Here is an 18925-nt window from a genome sequence, read left to right on the forward strand (position 1 = left end):
ACGAGCCGGTCGCCGACCTCGGTGACCGCCCGGATAGCGACCCTGACCGCCCCCTGACGACGGACCCTACTGTCAGGAATCCGACTCTTTTCGCTGGTGGCTGCCGCGATCAAGGGAGAATTTGCCCCTGTGACCCCCGCTCTGGAACCCCTCCGCAGGATCGCGGCTTATGCCGTGTGTGCCGATTCCGAGGATCGGGTGCTCCTGGTCCGCGCCTCGCCCCGGTCCGGGACGCCGGGGGTCTGGTCGCTGCCCGGCGGCGCGGTCGACCACGGTGAGGACCCCAACCACACGGTGGTCCGCGAGACGGCCGCCGAGACCGGTCTCTCGGTCGCCGTGGTGGGGCTGCAGGACGTCCTCGCCGACATGCGCTCGCTGCCGCACCGCGGCATCACGATCCATACCGACCGGCTGCTCTACAAGGTCTCCATCCGGGGCGGCACCCTCTGCGACCGCATCGGCCAGCCCACCGACCTGGCCCGCTGGCACAGCCTGGCGGAGGCCCGGTCGCTGCCGTTGCGTCCATTCACGGCGCGGGCGCTCGGGCTGCCGGCCGGGCCGGTCGACCTGTCACCCGAGGAGACGCCCGAGTTCCCGTCCTTCTACGCGGTGCCCGGCCCGGACGGCCTGCACCGCGCCCAGCGGTTCGCCGCGTACGCGGTGGCCACCGACCCGGACGGCCGGGTCCTGCTGACCCGGGTCGCCGACGGCTATCCGGGCGCCGGCTGCTGGCATCTGCCCGGCGGCGGCACCGACTACGGCGAGCAGCCCGGCGCGGCGCTGATCCGGGAACTGGTCGAGGAGACGGGCCAGCGCGGGCGTCTCGTCGAACTGCTCGGGGTGGCGAGCCACCGGGACGCCGCCTCGCTCGGGCCGGAGGGCTACCCGATCGACTGGCACGGGGTCCGCGCGTTCTACCGGGTGGTGGTCGATGCGCCGGCCCCGCCGACCGTGGCCGACGTCGGCGGCTCCACCTGCGAGGCCCGCTGGTTCGGCCCGGACGAGCTGGGCGCGCTGCCGGCCGACCGGCTCACCGAGGTCACCGCGGAGGCGGTGCAGGCGGCCCGACTCACCTGACCTCGCCGCCCCGGTTAGGGTCGCGGTCGGGCCCGGCGTCGCCGGGCGCCCGACGGGGACGTGGGCTGCCGCCCGCGGCATTCTCGACCGCCGGGGGGATCGGCGGACGTGGTTGCGGCGCGCGGCATTTCCGACCGCCGGGCCGGTAGGCGGGGACGGGGGCGCGGCATGCGGCGTAGGCGGCGGATCGGCGGGTACGGGTTGTGCCGCGACGGCGACGCCGTGCTGCTGGTCCGGGCCTCGCCGGGCACCCGGGTCGCCGGGGTCTGGCAGCTGCCCGGCGGTGGCGTGGACCAGGGCGAGTCGCCGGCGGCGACGGTGGTCCGCGAGTTCGCCGAGGAGACCGGGCTGACCGTTCGGGTGACCGGGGTCCACGCGGTCGTCGCGGACGTGATCGCGTCGCCGGTCCTGGACGTCGCCCTGCACACCGACCGGGTCGTCTACGACGTCACCGTGGTCGGCGGCGGGCTGCGCGCCGAACCGACCGGGTCCACCGACCGGGCCGAGTGGGTGCCCCGGGCGGCGCTGGCCGAGCGCCGGTTGATGCCGTTCACGGCGGAACTGCTGGGCCTGCCGGTGACCCCCCTCGCCCTGGATGAGTCCACCGGTTCCGGTCGCCCGGTCGACCATCCGCCCAGACCGGGAACGGGGCAGCGGTTCGCCGCATACGGCCTGGTGACCGACCCGGCCGGCCGGGTGCTGCTGACCGAGATCGCGGCGGGCTACCCGGGCGCCGGGCGGTGGCATCTGCCCGGCGGCGGCACCGAGCACGGCGAGCAGCCGGCGACCGGGCTGAGACGTGAGCTGGTCGAGGAGACCGGGCAACGCGGCCGGGTGCGGGAGCTGCTCACGGTGTCGAACTGGCACGACCCGGCCGCGCTCGGCCCGGAGGGCGTGCCGATCGACTGGCACGTGGTCCGGGTGCTCTACCGGGTCCTGGTCGAGGCGCCCACCGAACCGGTCGTGGCGGAGACCGGCGGGTCCACGGCGCGGGCCGGCTGGTTCGATCCCGTGGCAGCGGCCGGGCTGCCGCTTACCGAGGTGGCCGCTGACCTGCTGCGCCGGCTGGAGTCGGATACTGCGCCGCCCAAATGACCGTTGTGGATGATTCCGGTAGACTGCGGGCGTGGAGCCGTGGAGAGCTCGACCGGGACGTATCCACCAACTTGGTGCTCGCGTCCCTGAATGTCCCTTGTGCCCTTTTCGTGCTACTGGTGACTATCGCCAACGCGTCGCTGTCTGTGCGATGGTGTAGACCCCGCATTGATCGGGTGCAGACCCGCAGAAACGGTTGCCGGCAACAACCGAGACCCCGGCACGAAGCCGCCGGGCGGCCGCCAAGGTGGCGGACCAGTCGATCCGGTTATGGAGGAGACGTGCCGAGAGCCCCATGGCGTCGGCGTCGCAGTACGGACAGCCCCCGCCCCGGCGGACGCCGGTGGACCGGAGGGCTACGCCGAGGTGGCGCGTTCGCCAGGCAGGTGCTGCTGGTCCGGGTCGGTCGTCGGGGCAACGAGCCCGGCGGTTCGGCCGCCGTTGTGCTCCCTGACCACCGCTACCCGGTCGATACCCCCCGACAGCCCCGGATACCCGGCTGGCGCCGTTCGGCCGGTCGACGACAGGCCGCCGAGCGGTACGCCGTCGGGCGGGTGACCGACGCCGAGATCCAGGCACTGGTGCCGGTCAGCCCCGCGATCGGCCCCGCCGGCGCGGTCGACGCCGACGAGACCGGGCTGGCCATCCCGCTGCTGCCCGGCGAGCGCACCCTGGTCCGCCAGGCCAAGTTCGTCGTGGTGAACGCCTGCACGGTCGCCAGCCTGACGCTCGGCCTCTTCGCGATCTTCCTGGCCATGCAGGGTGACGTCCGGCTCGCCGCCGGCGCCCTGATCGCCTGCGTGCTCTTCGACGGGCTGGACGGTGCGCTCGCCCGCCGGATGGGCGTGGCCAGCCCGTTCGGGGCGCAGATGGACTCGCTGGCCGACATGTGCTCGTTCGGGCTGGCCGCCCCGGTGGTGGTCTACGCCTCGCTCGCCGGCTCGGTCTCCACCCCGGCCGCCGCGGTGGCCTGCGCGCTCGTGGCGGCCTGCGCCGCGATCCGGCTGGCCCGGTTCAACGTCTCGCCGAAGGACGGCCGGTTCTTCTGCGGCGTGCCGACCACGATGGCCGCCGCCGTGCTCGCCCTCGCCGTACTCATCGGTCTGCCGGTCTCCGGGACCGTCCAGGTCGCCGGCGTCGGCCTGCTGGCGTTCGCGATGGTCTCCAGCTTCCCGTACGCGAAGCTGGCCCGGCTGATCAAGCTGCCACCCTGGGTCTGGGCGGCGCCGGTGATCGGCGCGCTGCTCGACATCCGGCTCACCTTCGCCCTGCTGGTGATCGGCTACCTGGCCAGCGGGCCGCTGCTCTGGCTCCGCGAGCGGCGTACCGCCTGAGCTGACCTCCTCGTACCGCCCGAACCGATCTGCGGCGACCGCCGGCCGAGCCGGCGGTCGCCGCCGTCGGATCAGCGCCAGCGGGCGATCACCGAGCTGCCGCCGAGCACCCGGTCACCGGGGCCGACCAGCGGCTGCACGGCATCCGCCGGCAGGTAGACGTCGGTACGCGACCCGAACCGGATCAGCCCCAGCCGCTCGCCCCGGGCCAGCAGCGCGCCCACCGGCGCCCGCTGCACGATGCGCCGGGCGATCAGCCCGGTGCGCTGGGCCACCACCACCGTCCCGCGCTCGGTGTCCAGCACGGTGTACGCGGCCACGTTGTGCTCGGCGTCGGGGGTCATCGCGTTCGCGAAACCGCCGTCGGCGACGAAGTAGTCCACCACCTTGCCGGCGACCGGTACCCGGTTGACGTGCACGTCGAGCACGGAGAGGAAGACCGCTATCCGGAGGAACTCGCCGTCACCGAAGCGTTCGTCGCGAAGCCGCTCGACCGAGAGCACCTTGCCGTCGGCGGCGGCCACCACGGCCGCCGGGTCGGTGGGGACGTCCCGCTCCGGGTCCCGGAAGAAGGCCGCCACCGGCGCGGCGGCGAGCGCCGGGAGCAGCCAGAGCCGGGACTTCGGCCGGGCCAGCCGGGTCAGTGCCGCCAGGCCGACGGCGATGCCGGCCGCGGCCAGGCCGTTCGAGTCGATGTGCATGCCCCGGGTGAGCGGCACGCTCGACGTCCGGTAGGCCGGGGTCAGCCGCGCCGCCCCCGCCACCTCGGCGGCGGTGAACCGGAGTCGGTGCACCCGGACCGGCGGCCGGTTGCGCAGCACCAGGTCGGTGCCGACGCCGAAGAGCGCGGACTGCCGGTCCAGTTCGGCGGCCGCGCCCGCGGTACGACCCGGTGGCGCCGGCACCGCGACGGTCAGCAGCCCCCCGTCGGCCAGGTTCTTCGCCAGCGCGTCAAGGGTGGCCCGGGCCTCCTCGGCGGTGCCGGTCAGCGGCTCGGCGACCACCACCAGGTCCGCCGGGTCGGCCTCGGCGGGGGAGTCGACGACCCGGACCCGGTCGGCCACCCACCGGCCCTGCGCCGCCACGTGCTCCCGCAACGCACCGGCGGGCGTACCGGCCGCCGGCACCACGGTGAGGGTGTCGCCGGGCAGCAGGGTGTCGACGGTCGCCGCCAGCAGGGCCGACTCCGGCTCCGCACCGACCAGCAGGGCGGTCTTCGAGGACTGGTGCCGGGCCAGTTCGGCGGTGACGGCCCGGGCGGCTCGCTCGCCGAGGCGGACCGGTCCGGGAGAACCGGGAGTACGCACGGCGGGGGACTGGGTCATGACGGAAGAGCTCCTCGCGGGGTGGTGGGGTCCTGCCGGCCGGCGCGGGGCAGACGTGCGTGGAAGCCGAATCCGCCCCCGCCCGGCACGAACCGGCCGGCGGAGGCGGAAACCTCCACCGGCCAGTCTAGGCGGCCTCCCACCCGGCCCGCACAGATCAGGCTCAGCGCCGGCCGGACTCGCCGTCGGGACCCGGCCCGGCCGGTTCGCCCGCCGGGCCGGCGCCGCTGACCGGCCCGGCCGGGTCGTAACCCGGTCCCGGGTCGTTGTCCGGCCCGGAGCCGTATCCCGATCCTGGGTCGTTGTCCGGCTTCGGGTCGTAGCCCGGCCCGGAGCCGTACCCCGATCCTGGGTCGTAGCCCGGCTTCGGGTCGTGGACCAGGGTCGGGTCGTACCCCGGGTCCGGGTCGTAGACCAGGGTCGGGTCGGACGCCGAGGTTGGCCCCGGTGCCGGGGCCGGGTCGGGTGCCGTCGGTGGCGTGGCGCGGCCGGAGCGCAGGGCACCCAGCAGGCCGAGCGCCCCGATCAGGATCAGCGCCCCGGCCAGGAACCAGCCGACCGCCGGCAGCGACAGGTGCAGGATCTGGGCGAGCAGCCACCAGGCCACGATGGCCAGGAAGATCAGTCCGAAGGTGAGAGACACCCCGTCGGTGCGATGTGCCTTCATCGGCTGACCTCCGCGTTTCCGGCGTTGACATAGATGTTCAGCCGCAGCTTGCCGCCGCCGGCCCCGTCCGATCCGAGGTCGACGAACTCGCGGCCCGGCTCGTCGAATCCGCTCCAGCGGGTGCCGAACACCTCGGCGTCGCCGGCCCGGATCTCCACCTCGACCGTGGCGTCCACCTCGGGCGGCAGCACCACCTCCAGCTTGCCGAAGTCGATCTCGACCGTGACCTGGCTGTCCGTGTCGGTGAAGTCCACCTGGCGCAGGTCCAGAATCGCGTCGCTGAACTGGGTCTCGTACCGGTCGGCCATCGCCTCGTGGCCGACCGGGGTCCAGTTGATCGTGCCGCCGTCCTGCCGGACCTTGTCGTACGACTCGGCGACGGTGGAGATGCCCAGCGCCGCAGCGCCGGCCAGACCGAGCGCGATGAGCCAGCGGGCCCGCCCGAACCAGGCGCCGACCAGCAGCCCGAGAGCGATGGTGAGCAACGCGCCGGCGAAGTACGCCGAGGGCGCGACCGGGACCGCGTTGACCAGGTCCAGCACCGCCACCAGCCCGATCGCCACGAAGATCATCGAGAAGGTCGCGCCACCGAGCCGGGACCGCTCGCGCGGCGGCTTGGGCCGCTTCGGCGGCTTACCCCCGGCCGACGGCGGGACCGGTCCCGGCGGGAACCCCCCGGGCGGGAATCCGCCGCCGGCCCCACCGCCACCTGGCGGATACGGGCCGGCGTACGGGCCGCGGGGGGCGAACGGCGGCCGGTACCCGCCCGGCGGCGGGGCGGTGGGCAGGCCGGGTGACCAGGCCGGGCCGGTGGCGGTTCCGGCAGCGGCGGCCGCGGGTGCGGATGCCGGCCAGCCCCACCCCGCACCGACCGGCGCGGGGGCGCTCGCCGGGGGCGGCGCGGCGCTGGCCGGCGGAGCGGCGAGGTGGGGCGGGACGGCTTCGAACTGCCGGGTCGGCTGGTCGAGCGGGCGGCCGGCGGCGGTCTCGGCGCCGGGCGGCACCGACCCGTAGCGCTGCTCGGCGGGCTGGAACTCGGGCCCGTCCGGCCAGGACCCGCCAGCCGGGGGCGGGGCGCCGGGCAGGGGGCCGGGCGGCCCGGCGGGCGACCGGTTGGCGTCTCGGTTGAGCAGCAGCGCGCCGCCGATCAGGATGGCCACGCCGAGCAGCACGGCCCGGAACGCGTCGGTCACGATGTAGCCGAACATCACGGCCACCAGCACCCCGAGCACGAGCACCGTCACCGGCGACATGCTCGACTTGCCGCGGCCGAGCATGGACTCCACCGGCGAGGCGGTGTCCCCCTCGGCCGGGATGATCAGCCAGGCCGCCACGTAGACCAGAATGCCGATGCCGCCGAAGAAACCGAGCACGGCCAGCAGCACCCGCCAGAGGATCGGGTCGGTGTTGGTGGCCCGGGCCACCGCCGCGCAGACCCCGGCCAGGTACCGGCCCTGACGCGGCCGGACCAGACCGTACCGGGAGGTGAAGGCGGCGCCCGGCGGCGGGACGTGCCCCTGGCCCGCGTACCCCCAGGGGGGTTGCTGGCCGGGCGGGAAGCCGGCGCCGGCGCCGCCGGCCCAGCCCGGGTCCGACCCCGGCCAACCGCCCGGCGGCGGCCCGCCCGGCGCCGGCCCGGCGGTCGGCGCTTCGGCGGTCGGCGGCTCGGTCGCTGCGGGATCGCCGGGCGGCTCGGCCGCCGCGGGCATCGGCTCGGTCGGCGCCTCGCTCGCCGAGGGCTGGTCGGCTACCCGGTCGACGCCGTCCCCGGTGCGGGTCTCGTCGCCCTGCCCGGGCCGGCCCGCCGGCGGTTGCGGATCGCCCTCCGCCGGGGTCTCCCGGCGGTGCTGGGCAGCTTCTTCGGTCATGTTTCGATCGTCGTCCCCGGCCGGCCGACCTGCCTCAGGAGTCGACCCTGAGGCCACCCTGAGATCTTCCGGGCCAATGTCCGGGGCGTCCCGGTGGTCGGCGCCCGGACCGCCGTGTGACGATCAGAGCGTCGGTAACGCACGCCCCGTGACGGGCCGACCCCAGCTCGCCGGAGGATGGCCCGGCAGTCACCCGAGGAGCGCAGATCAGCATCGCCAGCGGACCCCCGCGCCTGTACCGCTCCCGCGACCATCGGATGGTCGCCGGAGTGGCCGCCGGCATCGCCCACCACCTGGGGATCCCGGTGGTCCGGGTGCGGGTCTCGTTCGTGCTGCTGCTCGGGCTCAGCGGTCTCGGGCTGCTGCTCTACGCGGCGTTCTGGGCGGTGGTGCCGCCCCGGACCAGCAGCACCGAGCCGCCGCAGCGGGACATCTTCCAGCTCCTGCCGTTCGTCGCGATCGGGCTCGGGGTGATGCTGCTCCAGGTCCTGCTCTTCGGCTCCACCGGCGTGGCCGGCACCGCCGGCTGGCTGGTCGCCATCATCGCCGTCGGGGCCGGGGTGATCTGGCACCAGTCGGCCCCGGAGCGCCGCTGGGAGTGGAGCCGCTCGATGCCGGTGCCGTGGCTCGGCGCGGTCGTCGAGGAGAGCGACCGGCGGGCCTTCGTACTGCGCTTCATCGGCGGCGGCGTGCTGGTGGCGGTCGGCATCATCGGCGTGGTGGCGGTCTACTCGCCGCAGGACAACCTGGACGCGGTGATCAACGGGGTGATCTTCGCGTTGGTCGCGCTGGCCGGGGTCTCGGTGGTGGCGGCGCCGGTGCTGTGGCGGACGTTCAGCCAGCTGCGGGCCGAGCGGGAGGGCCGCATCCGGGAGCAGGAGCGGGCCGAACTGGCCGCCATGGTGCACGACCAGGTGCTGCACACCCTCGCCCTGATCCAGCGCAACGCCACCGACACCAAGACGGTGCAGCGACTGGCCCGGGGGCAGGAGCGGTCGCTGCGCAACTGGCTCTACAAGCCGACCGCCTCGCCGACCGAACGGTTGGCCGCCGCGCTGGAGCAGGCCGCCGCGGAGGTCGAGGACACCTACGCGATCACCGTCGAGACGGTGCTGGTCGGCGACCGGGAGACCGACGAGAGGATCGGCGCGCTGGTCGCGGCGGCCCGGGAGGCGCTCGTCAACGCGGCCCGGCACGCCAAGGTGCAGACCGTCTCGCTCTACGCCGAGGTGGAGCCGGAACAGGTGAGCGTTTTCGTCCGCGACCGTGGCGCGGGCTTCGACCCGTCTACCGTTGAGGACCACCGGCACGGAGTGCGGGGGTCGATCATCGGGCGGATGCGCCGGCACGGGGGCCGGGCGGAGATCCGCAGCGAACCCGGCGGCGGTACCGAGGTGCGGTTGATGATGCCGACCGCACGGGACGGCGCGACGGCAGGGAAGGACAGGTAGGGATCATGACCGACCACTCGTTCGAGCAGGCCGAGCAGGCGCAGCCGCCCCGTCGGCTGCGGGTGTTCCTCGTCGACGACCACGCGATGTTCCGGGCCGGGGTACGGGCCGAGCTGGGCGCGCATGTGGACGTGATCGGGGAGGCGAGCACCGTCGCCGAGGCGGTCAACCGGATCGCCGCTGTCGCCCCGGACGTGGTGCTGCTGGACGTGCACATGCCCGACGGCGGCGGGCGGGCGGTGCTCGACGCGATGCGCCGCAGCCACCCGCAGGTGCGGTTCCTGGCGCTCAGCGTCTCGGACGCGGCCGAGGACGTGATCGGCCTGATCCGGGCCGGTGCCCGCGGCTACGTCACCAAGACGATCTCCCCGGACGAGCTGGCCGCCGCGATCCGGCGGGTGGCCGACGGCGACGCGGTGTTCAGCCCCCGGCTGGCCGGCTTCGTGCTGGACGCCTTCGCCGCCCGGCCGGACGCGCCGGTCGCCGATCCGGAGCTGGACCAGCTCACCAACCGGGAGCGCGAGGTGCTGCGGCTGCTCGCCCGGGGGTACGCCTACAAGGAGATCGCCAAGGAGCTGTTCATCTCGATCAAGACGGTCGAGACGCACGTCTCCAACGTGCTGCGCAAGCTGCAGATGTCCAACCGCTACGAGCTGTCCCGCTGGGCGGCCGACCGCCGGTTGGTGTGACGGCTCTAGCACCCGACCCGGTGCCCTGCCTCCACCGCCCGGCCCGCTGTGTCGCGCCGCCGGGACGGAACCGCCATCGTCCGGACGGACATGCACGGTCAGTAAACGCTTGACACGCGTAACGGGGGTTGTCGCGGCGGGGAACGTCACACACGGCTCCCTTCCCGCCGTTGGGAAACCGCCGACGCCCGAGCTAAATTCGCTGGTCAGGGCCGGTTCGAGGCCGGCCCGGAAGTGATCTTGACCAGTATCGACGGGGCGGCAGGCAACTAACGGCTTGATAACGGCACCTTCACGCAATGGGCAGGTTGGTGTCACAGTGTCAGTCACCTCACAACCCCCTCGTGAGCGCCCTGAGGAGGCACTCCCATGCGCGGGAAAACTTTTAAGGTGGCGGTCGCAGCGACCGCCATCGCCATGTTTGCCACTGCTTGTAGTGGCGACGACGACTCTTCGGCGCCGGAGGACGCCTCCGGCGGTGAACTCCGCGTCTACGCGTCGGAACCGGCGTTCCTGACGCCGTCCGGCGGTGACGACGAGCCGTCGATCTATGTGATCCGTCAGCTCTACCGCGGCCTGGTGAAGTACAACGCCGAGTCCGGCGAGGCCGAGAACGACCTGGCCGAGTCGATCGAGTCGACCGACCAGAAGCTCTGGACCATCAAGGTCAAGGAGGGCTACACCTTCGACAACGGCGAGCCGGTGAACGCCGACGCCTTCATCCGGAGCTGGAACTACACCGCGTACGGCCCGAACGCTCAGGGCAACGCGTACTTCATGAAGCGGTTCGCCGGTATCGACGAGGTCACCTCGGAGGACCCGGACGGCGACGGGCCGGAGGAGGCCCCGGAGCCGGCGGCGAAGGAGCTCTCCGGCCTGAAGAAGGTCGACGACTACACCTTCACCGTCGAGCTGACCGAGCCGTTCTCCGGCTTCCCGGCGACCATCGGCTACTCGGGCTTCTTCCCGATGGCCGAGGCGTGCCTGGCCAACTTCGAGGCCTGCAACGAGACGCCGATCGGCAACGGCCCCTACAAGATCGAGGGCAGCTGGCAGCACAACGTCGGCATCACCCTGGTCCGCAGCGACACCTGGGCCGGCGACCCCGGCAAGCCGGACAAGATCAACTACCGGATCTTCGCCGACGTGGACGCCGGCTACGCCGCCTTCCAGGCCGGTGAGCTGGACGTCATGTACACCCTGCCGCCGGCCCGCTACAAGGAGGCCGTGCAGCAGTACGGCGACCGCCTCTACGAGGCGCCGGGCGACAGCTTCACCTACGTCGGCATGCCGCTCTACGTGGACGCCTTCAAGGACAAGCGGATCCGCCAGGCGTTCTCGATGGCGATCGACCGGCAGGCGATCATCGACGCCGTCTTCGACGGCCGGTACACCCCGGCGACCGGCGTGGTCGGCCCGACCTTCGACGGTGCCCGCGACAACGCCTGCCAGTACTGCAAGCTGGACGTGGAGCGGGCCAAGGCGCTGCTGGCCGAGGCCGGTGGCTGGCAGGGCGGCACGCTGACCCTGTGGGCGAACGCCGGTGCCGGTCACGACGCCTGGCTGCAGGCCGTCGGCGACCAGCTCAAGGCCAACCTGGGTATCGAGTACGAACTGAAGGTCAACCTGCAGTTCCCGGAGTACCTGGAGACCGCCGACAACCGTGAGTTCACCGGTGGCTTCCGCCTCGGTTGGGGTCCGGACTACCCGGTGATGGAGACCTACCTCGCGCCGCTGTACGGCACGGGCGGTTCCAGCAACAACACCACCTACACCAACCCGCAGTTCGACGCGCTGATGTCGCAGGGCAACGGGGCCGAGTCGATCGAGGCCGCGATTCCCTTCTACCAGCAGGCCGAGGACCTGGTCGTGGAGGACCTGCCGGTCATCCCGATGTGGTTCAACAAGATCGGTGCGGTGTACAGCGAGAACGTGGACACCTTCGTGTGGAACGCGATCTCGGACGCGGACTACGGTGCGACGTCGCTGAAGCAGTGACCAGCTTGAGCTAGCTCACCTAGCCGTAACGTCGACGTGGCGGCAGCGGGTTTCCCACAAGGAGCCTGTTGCCGCCACGTCAGCGCCGAGAGGAGTCCCCGCGATGGGGCGCTACATCATCCGACGGTTGCTCCAGTTCATCCCGACCGCGCTGGGCACCATGTTCCTGCTGCACTACCTCACCTCCCTGGCGATCCAGTTCTCCGGCAACCCGGTCCGGGCCCTCTTCGGCGACCGGACCCCGCCCCAGGCGCTGGTCGACGCGATCACCAGGGAACTCGGCTACGACAACCCCTGCCTGGACCAGCGGGGAAACCCCTGCTTCGGCCTCTTCCTGGAACGCCTGCAGGCGGTCTTCCTGCACTTCGACTTCGGGATCAATCTCCGGCAGCGGCCGGTCACCGACCTGGTCGCCGACGCGATCCCGTTCACCATCAAGCTCGTCCTGATCGCGATCATCTTCGAGGCCGTTGTCGGCATCGCCGCCGGTGTCCTGGCCGGCCTGCGCGGTGGCAGCTTCTCGGACTACCTGGTCAAGATCTCCACGGTCTTCATCATCTCGGTGCCGATCTTCGTGCTCGGCATCGTGATCCGGGAGTACGTCGGGGTGAAGTTCGGCAACGTTCTTCGTGACCAGGACTGGATACCCGAACTGATCTCCAGTGGCGTGTTCAGTGCCGGGTTCAAGGTCGACTATCCATTCGCCAGCCTGATCATTCCCGGCATGGTGCTCGGTGCGACCTCACTGGCGACCACCGCCCGGCTGACCCGGACCAGCATCATGGAGAACGTCCGCTCCGACTACGTCCGGACGGCCAAGGCCAAGGGCCTGGCGCCGAAGCGCGTGATCGGCATCCACACCCTGCGGAATTCGCTGATCCCGGTCATCACCTACCTCGGTGTCGACATCGGCACCCTGATGGGCGGCGCGGTGGTCACCGAGACGATCTTCAACGTGCCGGGCATCGGGCGGCTGGTCACCCAGGCCGCGCGGACCGGTGAGGCACCGGTGGTGATCGGCGTGGTCACCATGCTCGCCCTGGTCTTCCTGGTGACAAACCTGCTGGTGGACCTGCTCTACGCCGTACTCGACCCGAGGATCCGCTATGAGTGAACCGAGCATCGCCGGCACCGGGGTAGGCGGCCAGCCGGTGCCGCAGGGCCCGGAGGAACCGGCGCCCACCACCGCCCAGGAGCGCAACGCCAGCCTCTGGGCCGACGCCTGGCGGCAGCTCGTCCGGGACCCGGTCTTCGTGATCGCCTCGCTCTACATCCTGGTGGTCGGGTCGATGGCGGTCGTGCCGTGGCTCTGGACCCGTAAGGATCCGGCCGACTGCAACGTCTCCGACTCCCGGATCCCGCCGAACGCCGAGCACCCGTTCGGCACCAACATCCTCGGCTGCGACTACTACGCCTTCAACGTCTACGGAGCCCGCCCCTCGCTGCAGATCGCGATCTTCGCGACCATCGGCATCATCCTGATCGGCGGCATCGCCGGCCTGCTCGCCGGCTACTACGGCGGCTGGGTCGACGCGATCATCTCGCGGGTGATGGACATCTTCTTCTCGCTGCCGTTCCTGCTCGGTGCCATCGTCTTCCTGACGGTGATCAAGCGGCAGAACGTCTGGACGTTGGGGATCGTGCTGATCACGCTCGCCTGGCCGACCATCGCCAGAATCATGCGGAGCAGCGTGATCTCCTCGAAGAACCTCGACTACGTACACGCGGCGAAGGCGGTCGGGGCCACCAACGCGCGACTGATGTTCCGGCACATCCTGCCGAACGCGCTCGCGCCGATGCTGGTCTACGCCACCATCACCCTGGGCAGCTTCGTGGCGGCCGAGGCGACGCTCACCTTCCTCGGCGTCGGTCTGCAGCCGCCGGCCCAGTCCTGGGGTATCGCGATCGCCGCCCACCAGGTCTACTTCCTGGAGGACCCCTGGCTGCTGCTCTTCCCCTGCGGCCTGCTGGTCGGCACCGTGCTCTCCTTCATCCTGATCGGCGACGCGCTGCGCGACGCCCTCGACCCGAAGCTGCGGTGATGCGCCATGAACACCACTGAGGTGACCGCCAGCATCGACGCACTGCCGGGACTCGACCACAGCGCGCCGCTGCTGGACGTCAAGGACCTGCAGGTCGAGTTCCGGACCCGCAACGGGATCGCCCGCGCCGTCAACGGGGTCAGCTTCAGCCTGGAGGCGGGGGAGACGCTGGCGATCCTGGGTGAGTCCGGGTGTGGCAAGAGCGTGACCGCCCAGGCGATCATGGGGATCATCGACTCCCCGCCGGGTTTCATCACCGGGGGGGAGATCCGATACCGGGGCGTCGACCTGCTCACGCTCCCCGAGGCGCAGCGCCGCAAGGTGCGGGCCAACCGGATTGCGATGATTTTCCAGGACGCCCTCTCGGCGCTGAACCCGGTCTTCACGGTCGGCTTCCAGCTCTCCGAACTGTTCCGCAAGCACCGGGGAATGTCCCGGTCCGACAGCAAGGCGCGCGCCGTCGAGCTGCTCGACCTGGTCAAGATCCCGGCCGCCCGGCAGCGGGTGAACGACTTCCCGCACCAGTTCTCGGGCGGCATGCGGCAGCGGGTCATGATCGCCATGGCGCTCGCCCTCGACCCCGAGGTGCTGGTCGCCGACGAGCCGACCACGGCGCTCGACGTGACGGTCCAGGCCCAGATCATGAGCCTCCTCGCCGAACTGCAGCGGGAACGGAACATGGGGCTGATCCTGATCACCCACGACATGGGGGTGGTCGCGGACGTCGCCGACCGGATCTCGGTGATGTACGCCGGCCGGGTGGTCGAGGAGGCGCCGGTCGGCGACATCTACGCCAGCCCGGCCCACCCGTACACCAAGGCCCTGTTGCAGTCGATCCCCCGGATCGACCTCAAGGGGCAGCAGCTCAACGTGATCAAGGGGCTGCCGCCGGTGCTGACCAGAATTCCGCCGGGCTGCTCGTTCAACCCGCGCTGCGGGTATGCCCAGGATGTCTGCCGGGCGGACCCGGAGCCGCCGCGCTACCCGGTGGCCCCCGGCCGCGCCTCGGCCTGCCACTTCTGGAAGGAGGTCAAGGGCGATGAGTGACTACGTCCTGGAGACCCGGGATCTGGTCAAGCACTTCCCGCTGACCCGGGGAATCCTCTTCAAGAAGCAGATCGGCGCGGTCCGCGCGGTGGACGGCATCAGCATCCAGCTCGGCCGGGGTGAGACCCTCGGGGTGGTCGGCGAGTCCGGCTGCGGCAAGTCCACGCTGGCCAAGTTGCTGGTCGGGCTCGAGAAGCCGACCAGCGGCTCGATCGTGGTGCGCGGCAAGGACATCTCCAGGTCCAGCGGGTCCGAGATGCGCAAGTCCCGGCGCAACATCCAGCTCGTCATGCAGGACCCGTATACGTCGCTGAACCCGCGGATGACGGTCGGCGACATCGTCGGTGAGCCGTTCGACGTCCACCCGGAGGTGGCGCCGCGCGGCGAGCGGCGCGGCCGGGTGCAGGAGCTGATCGAGCTGGTCGGGCTCAACCCCGACCACATCAACCGCTACCCGCACCAGTTCTCCGGCGGGCAGCGCCAGCGGATCGGGATCGCCCGGGCGCTGGCGCTCAAGCCGGAGATCATCCTCTGCGACGAGCCGGTCTCCGCGCTCGACGTGTCGATCCAGGCCCAGGTGGTGAACCTGCTGGAGCAGCTCCAGAAGGAGATGGGGCTGTCGTACATCTTCATCGCGCACGACCTGTCGGTGGTCCGGCACATCGCGGACCGGGTGGCGGTCATGTACCTGGGCAAGGTCGTCGAGATCGGCACCGAGGACGAGATCTACGAGCGGCCCACCCACCCGTACACCCAGGCGCTGCTCTCCGCCGTGCCGGTCCCCGACCCGAAGCTGCGCGGGTTGCGGGACCAGATCGTCCTGGAGGGGGACGTGCCGTCGCCGGCCGACCCGCCGTCCGGCTGCCGGTTCCGCACCCGGTGCTGGAAGGCCCAGGACATCTGCGCCGAGCAGGAACCGCCGCTGGTGGTACGGGACAACTCCGGCCACCCGAGCGCCTGCCACTTCGCCGAGGTACGCGACGTGGTGCACGCGCGGGAGTAGACCGGGTAGACGCCGGTGGCCGGGCCGCACCCGGCCGGCGCCACCGGTGAAAGTAACGCCTCCTCAGTGTTCCGGGGCGTCGTCCGTCATCCACGCGGACGGCGCCCCGGACCGCGTGCCGGGGCTTCCGCCCCGCCCGGACACCGAGGGCTCGGACGCGGGCGGTCGGCGGCTCAGAGCGGTCCGCGACCGGCCCGCAGCAGCAGCAGGGCGAGCTGGGTGCCGTCCACGCCGAGCGCGGTCCGGAACCGCTCCAGGATCTCCCGCTCCCGGGAGAGCACCAGCCGGGTGCCGCCCGAGGCGATCCGGGTCGCTCCGACCTGCTGGGACAGGGCGGCCCGCTCCTGCCAGAGGGCGATCAACGCGCCGTCGATCTCGTCGATCCGTTCCCGCATGGCGATGATGCGCTCGGCGGCCTCCGGGGCCTGGGCGCCGGTCGCGTCACGGTCGGTCGACTCCGCCTGCTGCTCGGCGAGTTCTGTGCTCATCGGTTGCTCCCTGGGGCTCGGGTCCCCGGTGCCCGGATCCCGAAGCGAAAAGCCCCGGGCTCCAGGAGCCCGGGGCTTTTCGTAGGTCATCTGATCAGGCGCGACCTACGGCTGCCGGACTCCCGGTGCCGTAGTAAAAAAAGACCCGCGCCTCGTCGATCACGGCTTGAGTATGCCCACCCGAGTCGGCCCGCGCAAGCGTTCCGCCGGAGAAGGACCCCGCGTCCGGCCGGCAGGACCCGGCACGCTGTCCCGCCGGCGGGTTGGTGTCCGACCCGGGGCATAGACTCGGAAGGCGATGCATGCCCTCTTCGAAGTCCCGCCGGTGAATCCCCCGCGCGCCCAGTCCACGCCGCGTTCGCGGCCCCCCGCCGCCGGGGATCCGCAGGCGTTGCTGACCGGGCTGAACGGTCCGCAGCGGGCGGCGGTGACGCACTCCGGCGCACCGCTGCTGATCGTGGCGGGCGCCGGCTCCGGCAAGACCCGGGTGCTCACCCACCGGATCGCCTACCTGTTGGCGGCGCGGAGTGGCGCGGGGCCCGGCGACGCGGCGGCCGGCGGCACCGACGGCGGTCCGGCGGAGCCGGTGCATCCCGGGCAGATCCTGGCGATCACCTTCACCAACAAGGCGGCCGGCGAGATGAAGGACCGGGTGGCCGCCCTGGTCGGCCCGCGGGCCCGGCTGATGTGGGTCTCCACCTTCCACTCCGCCTGCGTCCGCATCCTGCGGGCCGAGCACGAGCACGCCGGCCTGAAGTCGACCTTCTCGATCTACGACGCCGACGACTCCCGGCGGCTGATGCAGCTTGTCGCCCGCGAGCTGGACCTGGACCCGAAGCGCTACCCGGCGCGCGGGTTGGCTGCGCAGGTCTCCAACCTGAAGAACGAGCTGGTCGACCCGGAGGAGTTCGCCGGCCGGGCGAAGGGACCGAACGAGCGGGCCGTCGCCGAGGCGTACGCGCTCTACCAGCGGCGGCTGGCCGAGGCGCACGCCCTCGACTTCGACGATCTGATCATGGCGACGGTGCACCTGTTCCAGTCGCACCCGCACGTGGCGGAGAACTACCACCGCCGGTTCCGGCACGTGCTCGTCGACGAGTACCAGGACACCAACCACGCGCAGTACACCCTGATCAAGGAGCTGGTCGGCAGCGGCGCGGACGGCGTACCGCCGGCGGAGCTCTGCGTGGTCGGCGACGCGGACCAGTCGATCTACGCGTTCCGGGGCGCCACGATCCGCAACATCCTCGAGTTCGAGCGGGACTTCACCGACGCCCGCACGATCCTGCTGGAGCAGAACTACCGCTCCACCCAGACCATCCTGAGCGCCGCCAACGCGGTGATCGACAACAACACCTCGCGCAAGCCGAAGCGGCTGTGGAGCGAGGAGGGCGCCGGCGAGCAGATCGTCGGCTACGTCGCGGACACCGAGCACGCCGAGGCCGACTGGGTGGCCCGCGAGATCGACCGGCTCTGCGACGCCGGTGAGACCCGGCCGGGCGAGGTGGCGGTCTTCTACCGCACCAACGCCCAGTCCCGGGTCTTCGAGGAGGTCTTCATCCGCAGCGGGCTGCCCTACAAGGTGGTCGGCGGGGTGCGCTTCTACGAGCGCAAGGAGGTCCGTGACGCGCTGGCCTACCTGCGCGCGGTGGTCAACGACGACGACACGGTGAGCATCCGCCGGGTGCTGAACACCCCCCGCCGGGGGATCGGCGACCGGGCCGAGGCGTGCCTGGAGGCACTGGCGGCCCGGGACCGGATCTCGTTCGGCGCGGCGCTGCGCCGGGCGGCGGGCGCGCCGGGCATCTCCACCCGGGCGGCGAACGCGGTCGCCGACTTCGTCGCCCTGCTCGACCAGGCCCGCGAGCTGGCCGCCACCGCCCCGCCGGAGGAGGTGCTGGAGGCGGTGCTGCTGCGCTCCGGCTATCTCACCGAGCTGGAGGAGAGTCTGGACCCGCAGGACGCCGGCCGGGTGGAGAACCTGCAGGAGCTGGTGAGCGTCGCCCGGGAGTACACCGAGCGGGCCGAGGCGCAGGCGCTGGCCGAGGCCGAGGCGGCCGACGGCGACGACGGCGACGACGGCGAACCTGTCCCCGACCGGGCCGCGACCCTGGCCGGCTTCCTGGAACAGGTGGCGCTGGTCGCCGACGCCGACCAGATCCCCGAGCCGGCCGGCGACGGCGACGACGACGAGCCCTACCAGGGTGTGGTCACCCTGATGACCCTGCACACCGCGAAGGGCCTGGAGTTCCCGGTCGTCTTCCTCACCGGCCTGGAGGACGGCGTCTTTCCGCACCTGCGGTCGCTGGGCGACACCCGGGAGCTGGAAGAGGAGCGCCGGCTGGCGTACGTGGGCATCACCCGGGCCCGCCGGCGCCTCTACCTGTCCCGGGCGGTCACCCGCTCGGCCTGGGGGCAGCCCTCCTACAACCCGCCGTCCCGGTTCCTGCCGGAGCTGCCGACCGATCTGGTGCGCTGGGAGCGCACCGAGGGGGCGTACACCTCCTGGTCGGGGACCGGTGGCGGGGTGGGTGGCCGCGGCAGCGCCGCGGACCGCGCGGCCTCCGCGCGCGGTCCGGGCGCCCCCGGTGGTACGCCCAGAGCCGCGCAGCTCGCGCAGCGGCTCGGGGTGGACGGCAGCCGGTTGACCACCGCGAGCGAGCTGCCCCGGGCGCTGAAGCTCTCGGCCGGCGAACGGGTCAACCACCAGCGGTACGGCCTGGGTCGGGTGCTCGCGGTCGAGGGGCAGGGCCCCGGCGCCCGGGCGCAGATCGACTTCGGCGACCAGACCCTCTGGCTGGTGCTGCGGCACGCCCCGCTCGACAAGCTCTGACCGGCGGC

General features: G+C 72.2%; 14 protein-coding genes and 1 pseudogene. 11 read left to right on the forward strand and 4 right to left on the reverse strand.

Annotated elements, in window-relative coordinates; genetic code table 11:
* Window positions 1–129: 129 nt before the first annotated feature.
* The 3 genes from O7627_RS04380 (at window position 130) to O7627_RS04390 (ending at window position 3506) form a co-directional block, all read left to right on the forward strand.
* Complete coding sequence (locus O7627_RS04380) at window positions 130–1077, forward strand: NUDIX domain-containing protein (RefSeq protein ID WP_278092205.1); 948 nt, start codon at window positions 130–132, stop codon at window positions 1075–1077.
* Window positions 1078–1245: 168 nt separating this feature from the next.
* Complete coding sequence (locus O7627_RS04385) at window positions 1246–2172, forward strand: NUDIX domain-containing protein (RefSeq protein WP_278092206.1); 927 nt, start codon at window positions 1246–1248, stop codon at window positions 2170–2172.
* A gap of 386 nt (window positions 2173–2558) precedes the next feature.
* Entirely contained in the window at window positions 2559–3506 is a 948-nt protein-coding gene (locus O7627_RS04390) for a CDP-alcohol phosphatidyltransferase family protein (RefSeq protein ID WP_278098156.1), read from the forward strand.
* Window positions 3507–3577: 71 nt separating this feature from the next.
* On the opposite strand, the gene O7627_RS04395 is transcribed toward O7627_RS04390, so the two are convergent.
* From O7627_RS04395 to O7627_RS04405, 3 genes and pseudogenes are all read right to left on the reverse strand, one after another.
* On the reverse strand, window positions 3578–4831 hold the full coding sequence (locus O7627_RS04395) for a phosphatidylserine decarboxylase (protein ID WP_278092207.1): 1254 nt from the start codon (window positions 4829–4831) through the stop codon (window positions 3578–3580).
* 484 nt (window positions 4832–5315) lie between these two features.
* Window positions 5316–5498 (reverse strand): annotated as a pseudogene (locus tag O7627_RS37130) (hypothetical protein); the annotation flags it as partial.
* A complete protein-coding gene (locus O7627_RS04405; protein ID WP_278092209.1) occupies window positions 5495–7366 on the reverse strand; it encodes a PspC domain-containing protein in 1872 nt (623 codons plus the stop codon). The pseudogene O7627_RS37130 and the gene O7627_RS04405, both read right to left, overlap by 4 nt.
* A gap of 212 nt (window positions 7367–7578) precedes the next feature.
* Here O7627_RS04405 and O7627_RS04410 point away from each other — a divergent pair, with 212 nt between their 5' ends.
* The 7 genes from O7627_RS04410 to O7627_RS04440 all read left to right on the forward strand — a co-directional run bounded on the left by O7627_RS04410 (window position 7579) and on the right by O7627_RS04440 (window position 15596).
* Window positions 7579–8817, forward strand: a complete 1239-nt coding sequence (locus O7627_RS04410; protein WP_278098157.1) for an ATP-binding protein — start codon at window positions 7579–7581, stop codon at window positions 8815–8817.
* 5 nt (window positions 8818–8822) lie between these two features.
* Window positions 8823–9506, forward strand: coding sequence for a response regulator transcription factor (locus O7627_RS04415; protein WP_278092210.1), 684 nt, complete (start codon window positions 8823–8825; stop codon window positions 9504–9506).
* A gap of 369 nt (window positions 9507–9875) precedes the next feature.
* A complete protein-coding gene (locus tag O7627_RS04420) occupies window positions 9876–11504 on the forward strand; it encodes an ABC transporter substrate-binding protein (RefSeq protein WP_278092211.1) in 1629 nt (542 codons plus the stop codon).
* Window positions 11505–11607: 103 nt separating this feature from the next.
* The gene (locus O7627_RS04425; RefSeq protein ID WP_278092212.1) at window positions 11608–12618 is read left to right on the forward strand and encodes an ABC transporter permease; all 1011 of its coding nucleotides are present in this window, start codon (window positions 11608–11610) and stop codon (window positions 12616–12618) included.
* A complete protein-coding gene (locus O7627_RS04430) occupies window positions 12611–13546 on the forward strand; it encodes an ABC transporter permease (RefSeq protein ID WP_278092213.1) in 936 nt (311 codons plus the stop codon). Before O7627_RS04425 ends, O7627_RS04430 begins: the two co-directional genes overlap by 8 nt.
* Before the next feature lie 6 nt (window positions 13547–13552).
* Window positions 13553–14593: an ABC transporter ATP-binding protein gene (locus tag O7627_RS04435; protein ID WP_278092214.1), complete on the forward strand. Its 1041-nt coding sequence runs from the start codon at window positions 13553–13555 to the stop codon at window positions 14591–14593.
* Window positions 14586–15596 (forward strand): dipeptide ABC transporter ATP-binding protein, encoded by a 1011-nt coding sequence (locus O7627_RS04440; protein ID WP_278092215.1) that lies wholly within the window; start codon window positions 14586–14588, stop codon window positions 15594–15596. Before O7627_RS04435 ends, O7627_RS04440 begins: the two co-directional genes overlap by 8 nt.
* Window positions 15597–15769: 173 nt before the next feature.
* Here O7627_RS04440 and O7627_RS04445 read toward each other — a convergent pair whose 3' ends face one another.
* Entirely contained in the window at window positions 15770–16084 is a 315-nt protein-coding gene (locus O7627_RS04445) for a chorismate mutase (protein ID WP_278092216.1), read from the reverse strand.
* 298 nt (window positions 16085–16382) lie between these two features.
* On the opposite strand from O7627_RS04445, the gene pcrA reads away from it, so the two are divergent.
* Complete coding sequence (pcrA, locus tag O7627_RS04450; RefSeq protein ID WP_278092217.1) at window positions 16383–18917, forward strand: DNA helicase PcrA; 2535 nt, start codon at window positions 16383–16385, stop codon at window positions 18915–18917.
* Window positions 18918–18925 lie beyond the last annotated feature (8 nt).

This window comes from Solwaraspora sp. WMMD1047, from assembly GCF_029626155.1.
Lineage (GTDB): Bacteria > Actinomycetota > Actinomycetes > Mycobacteriales > Micromonosporaceae > WMMD1047.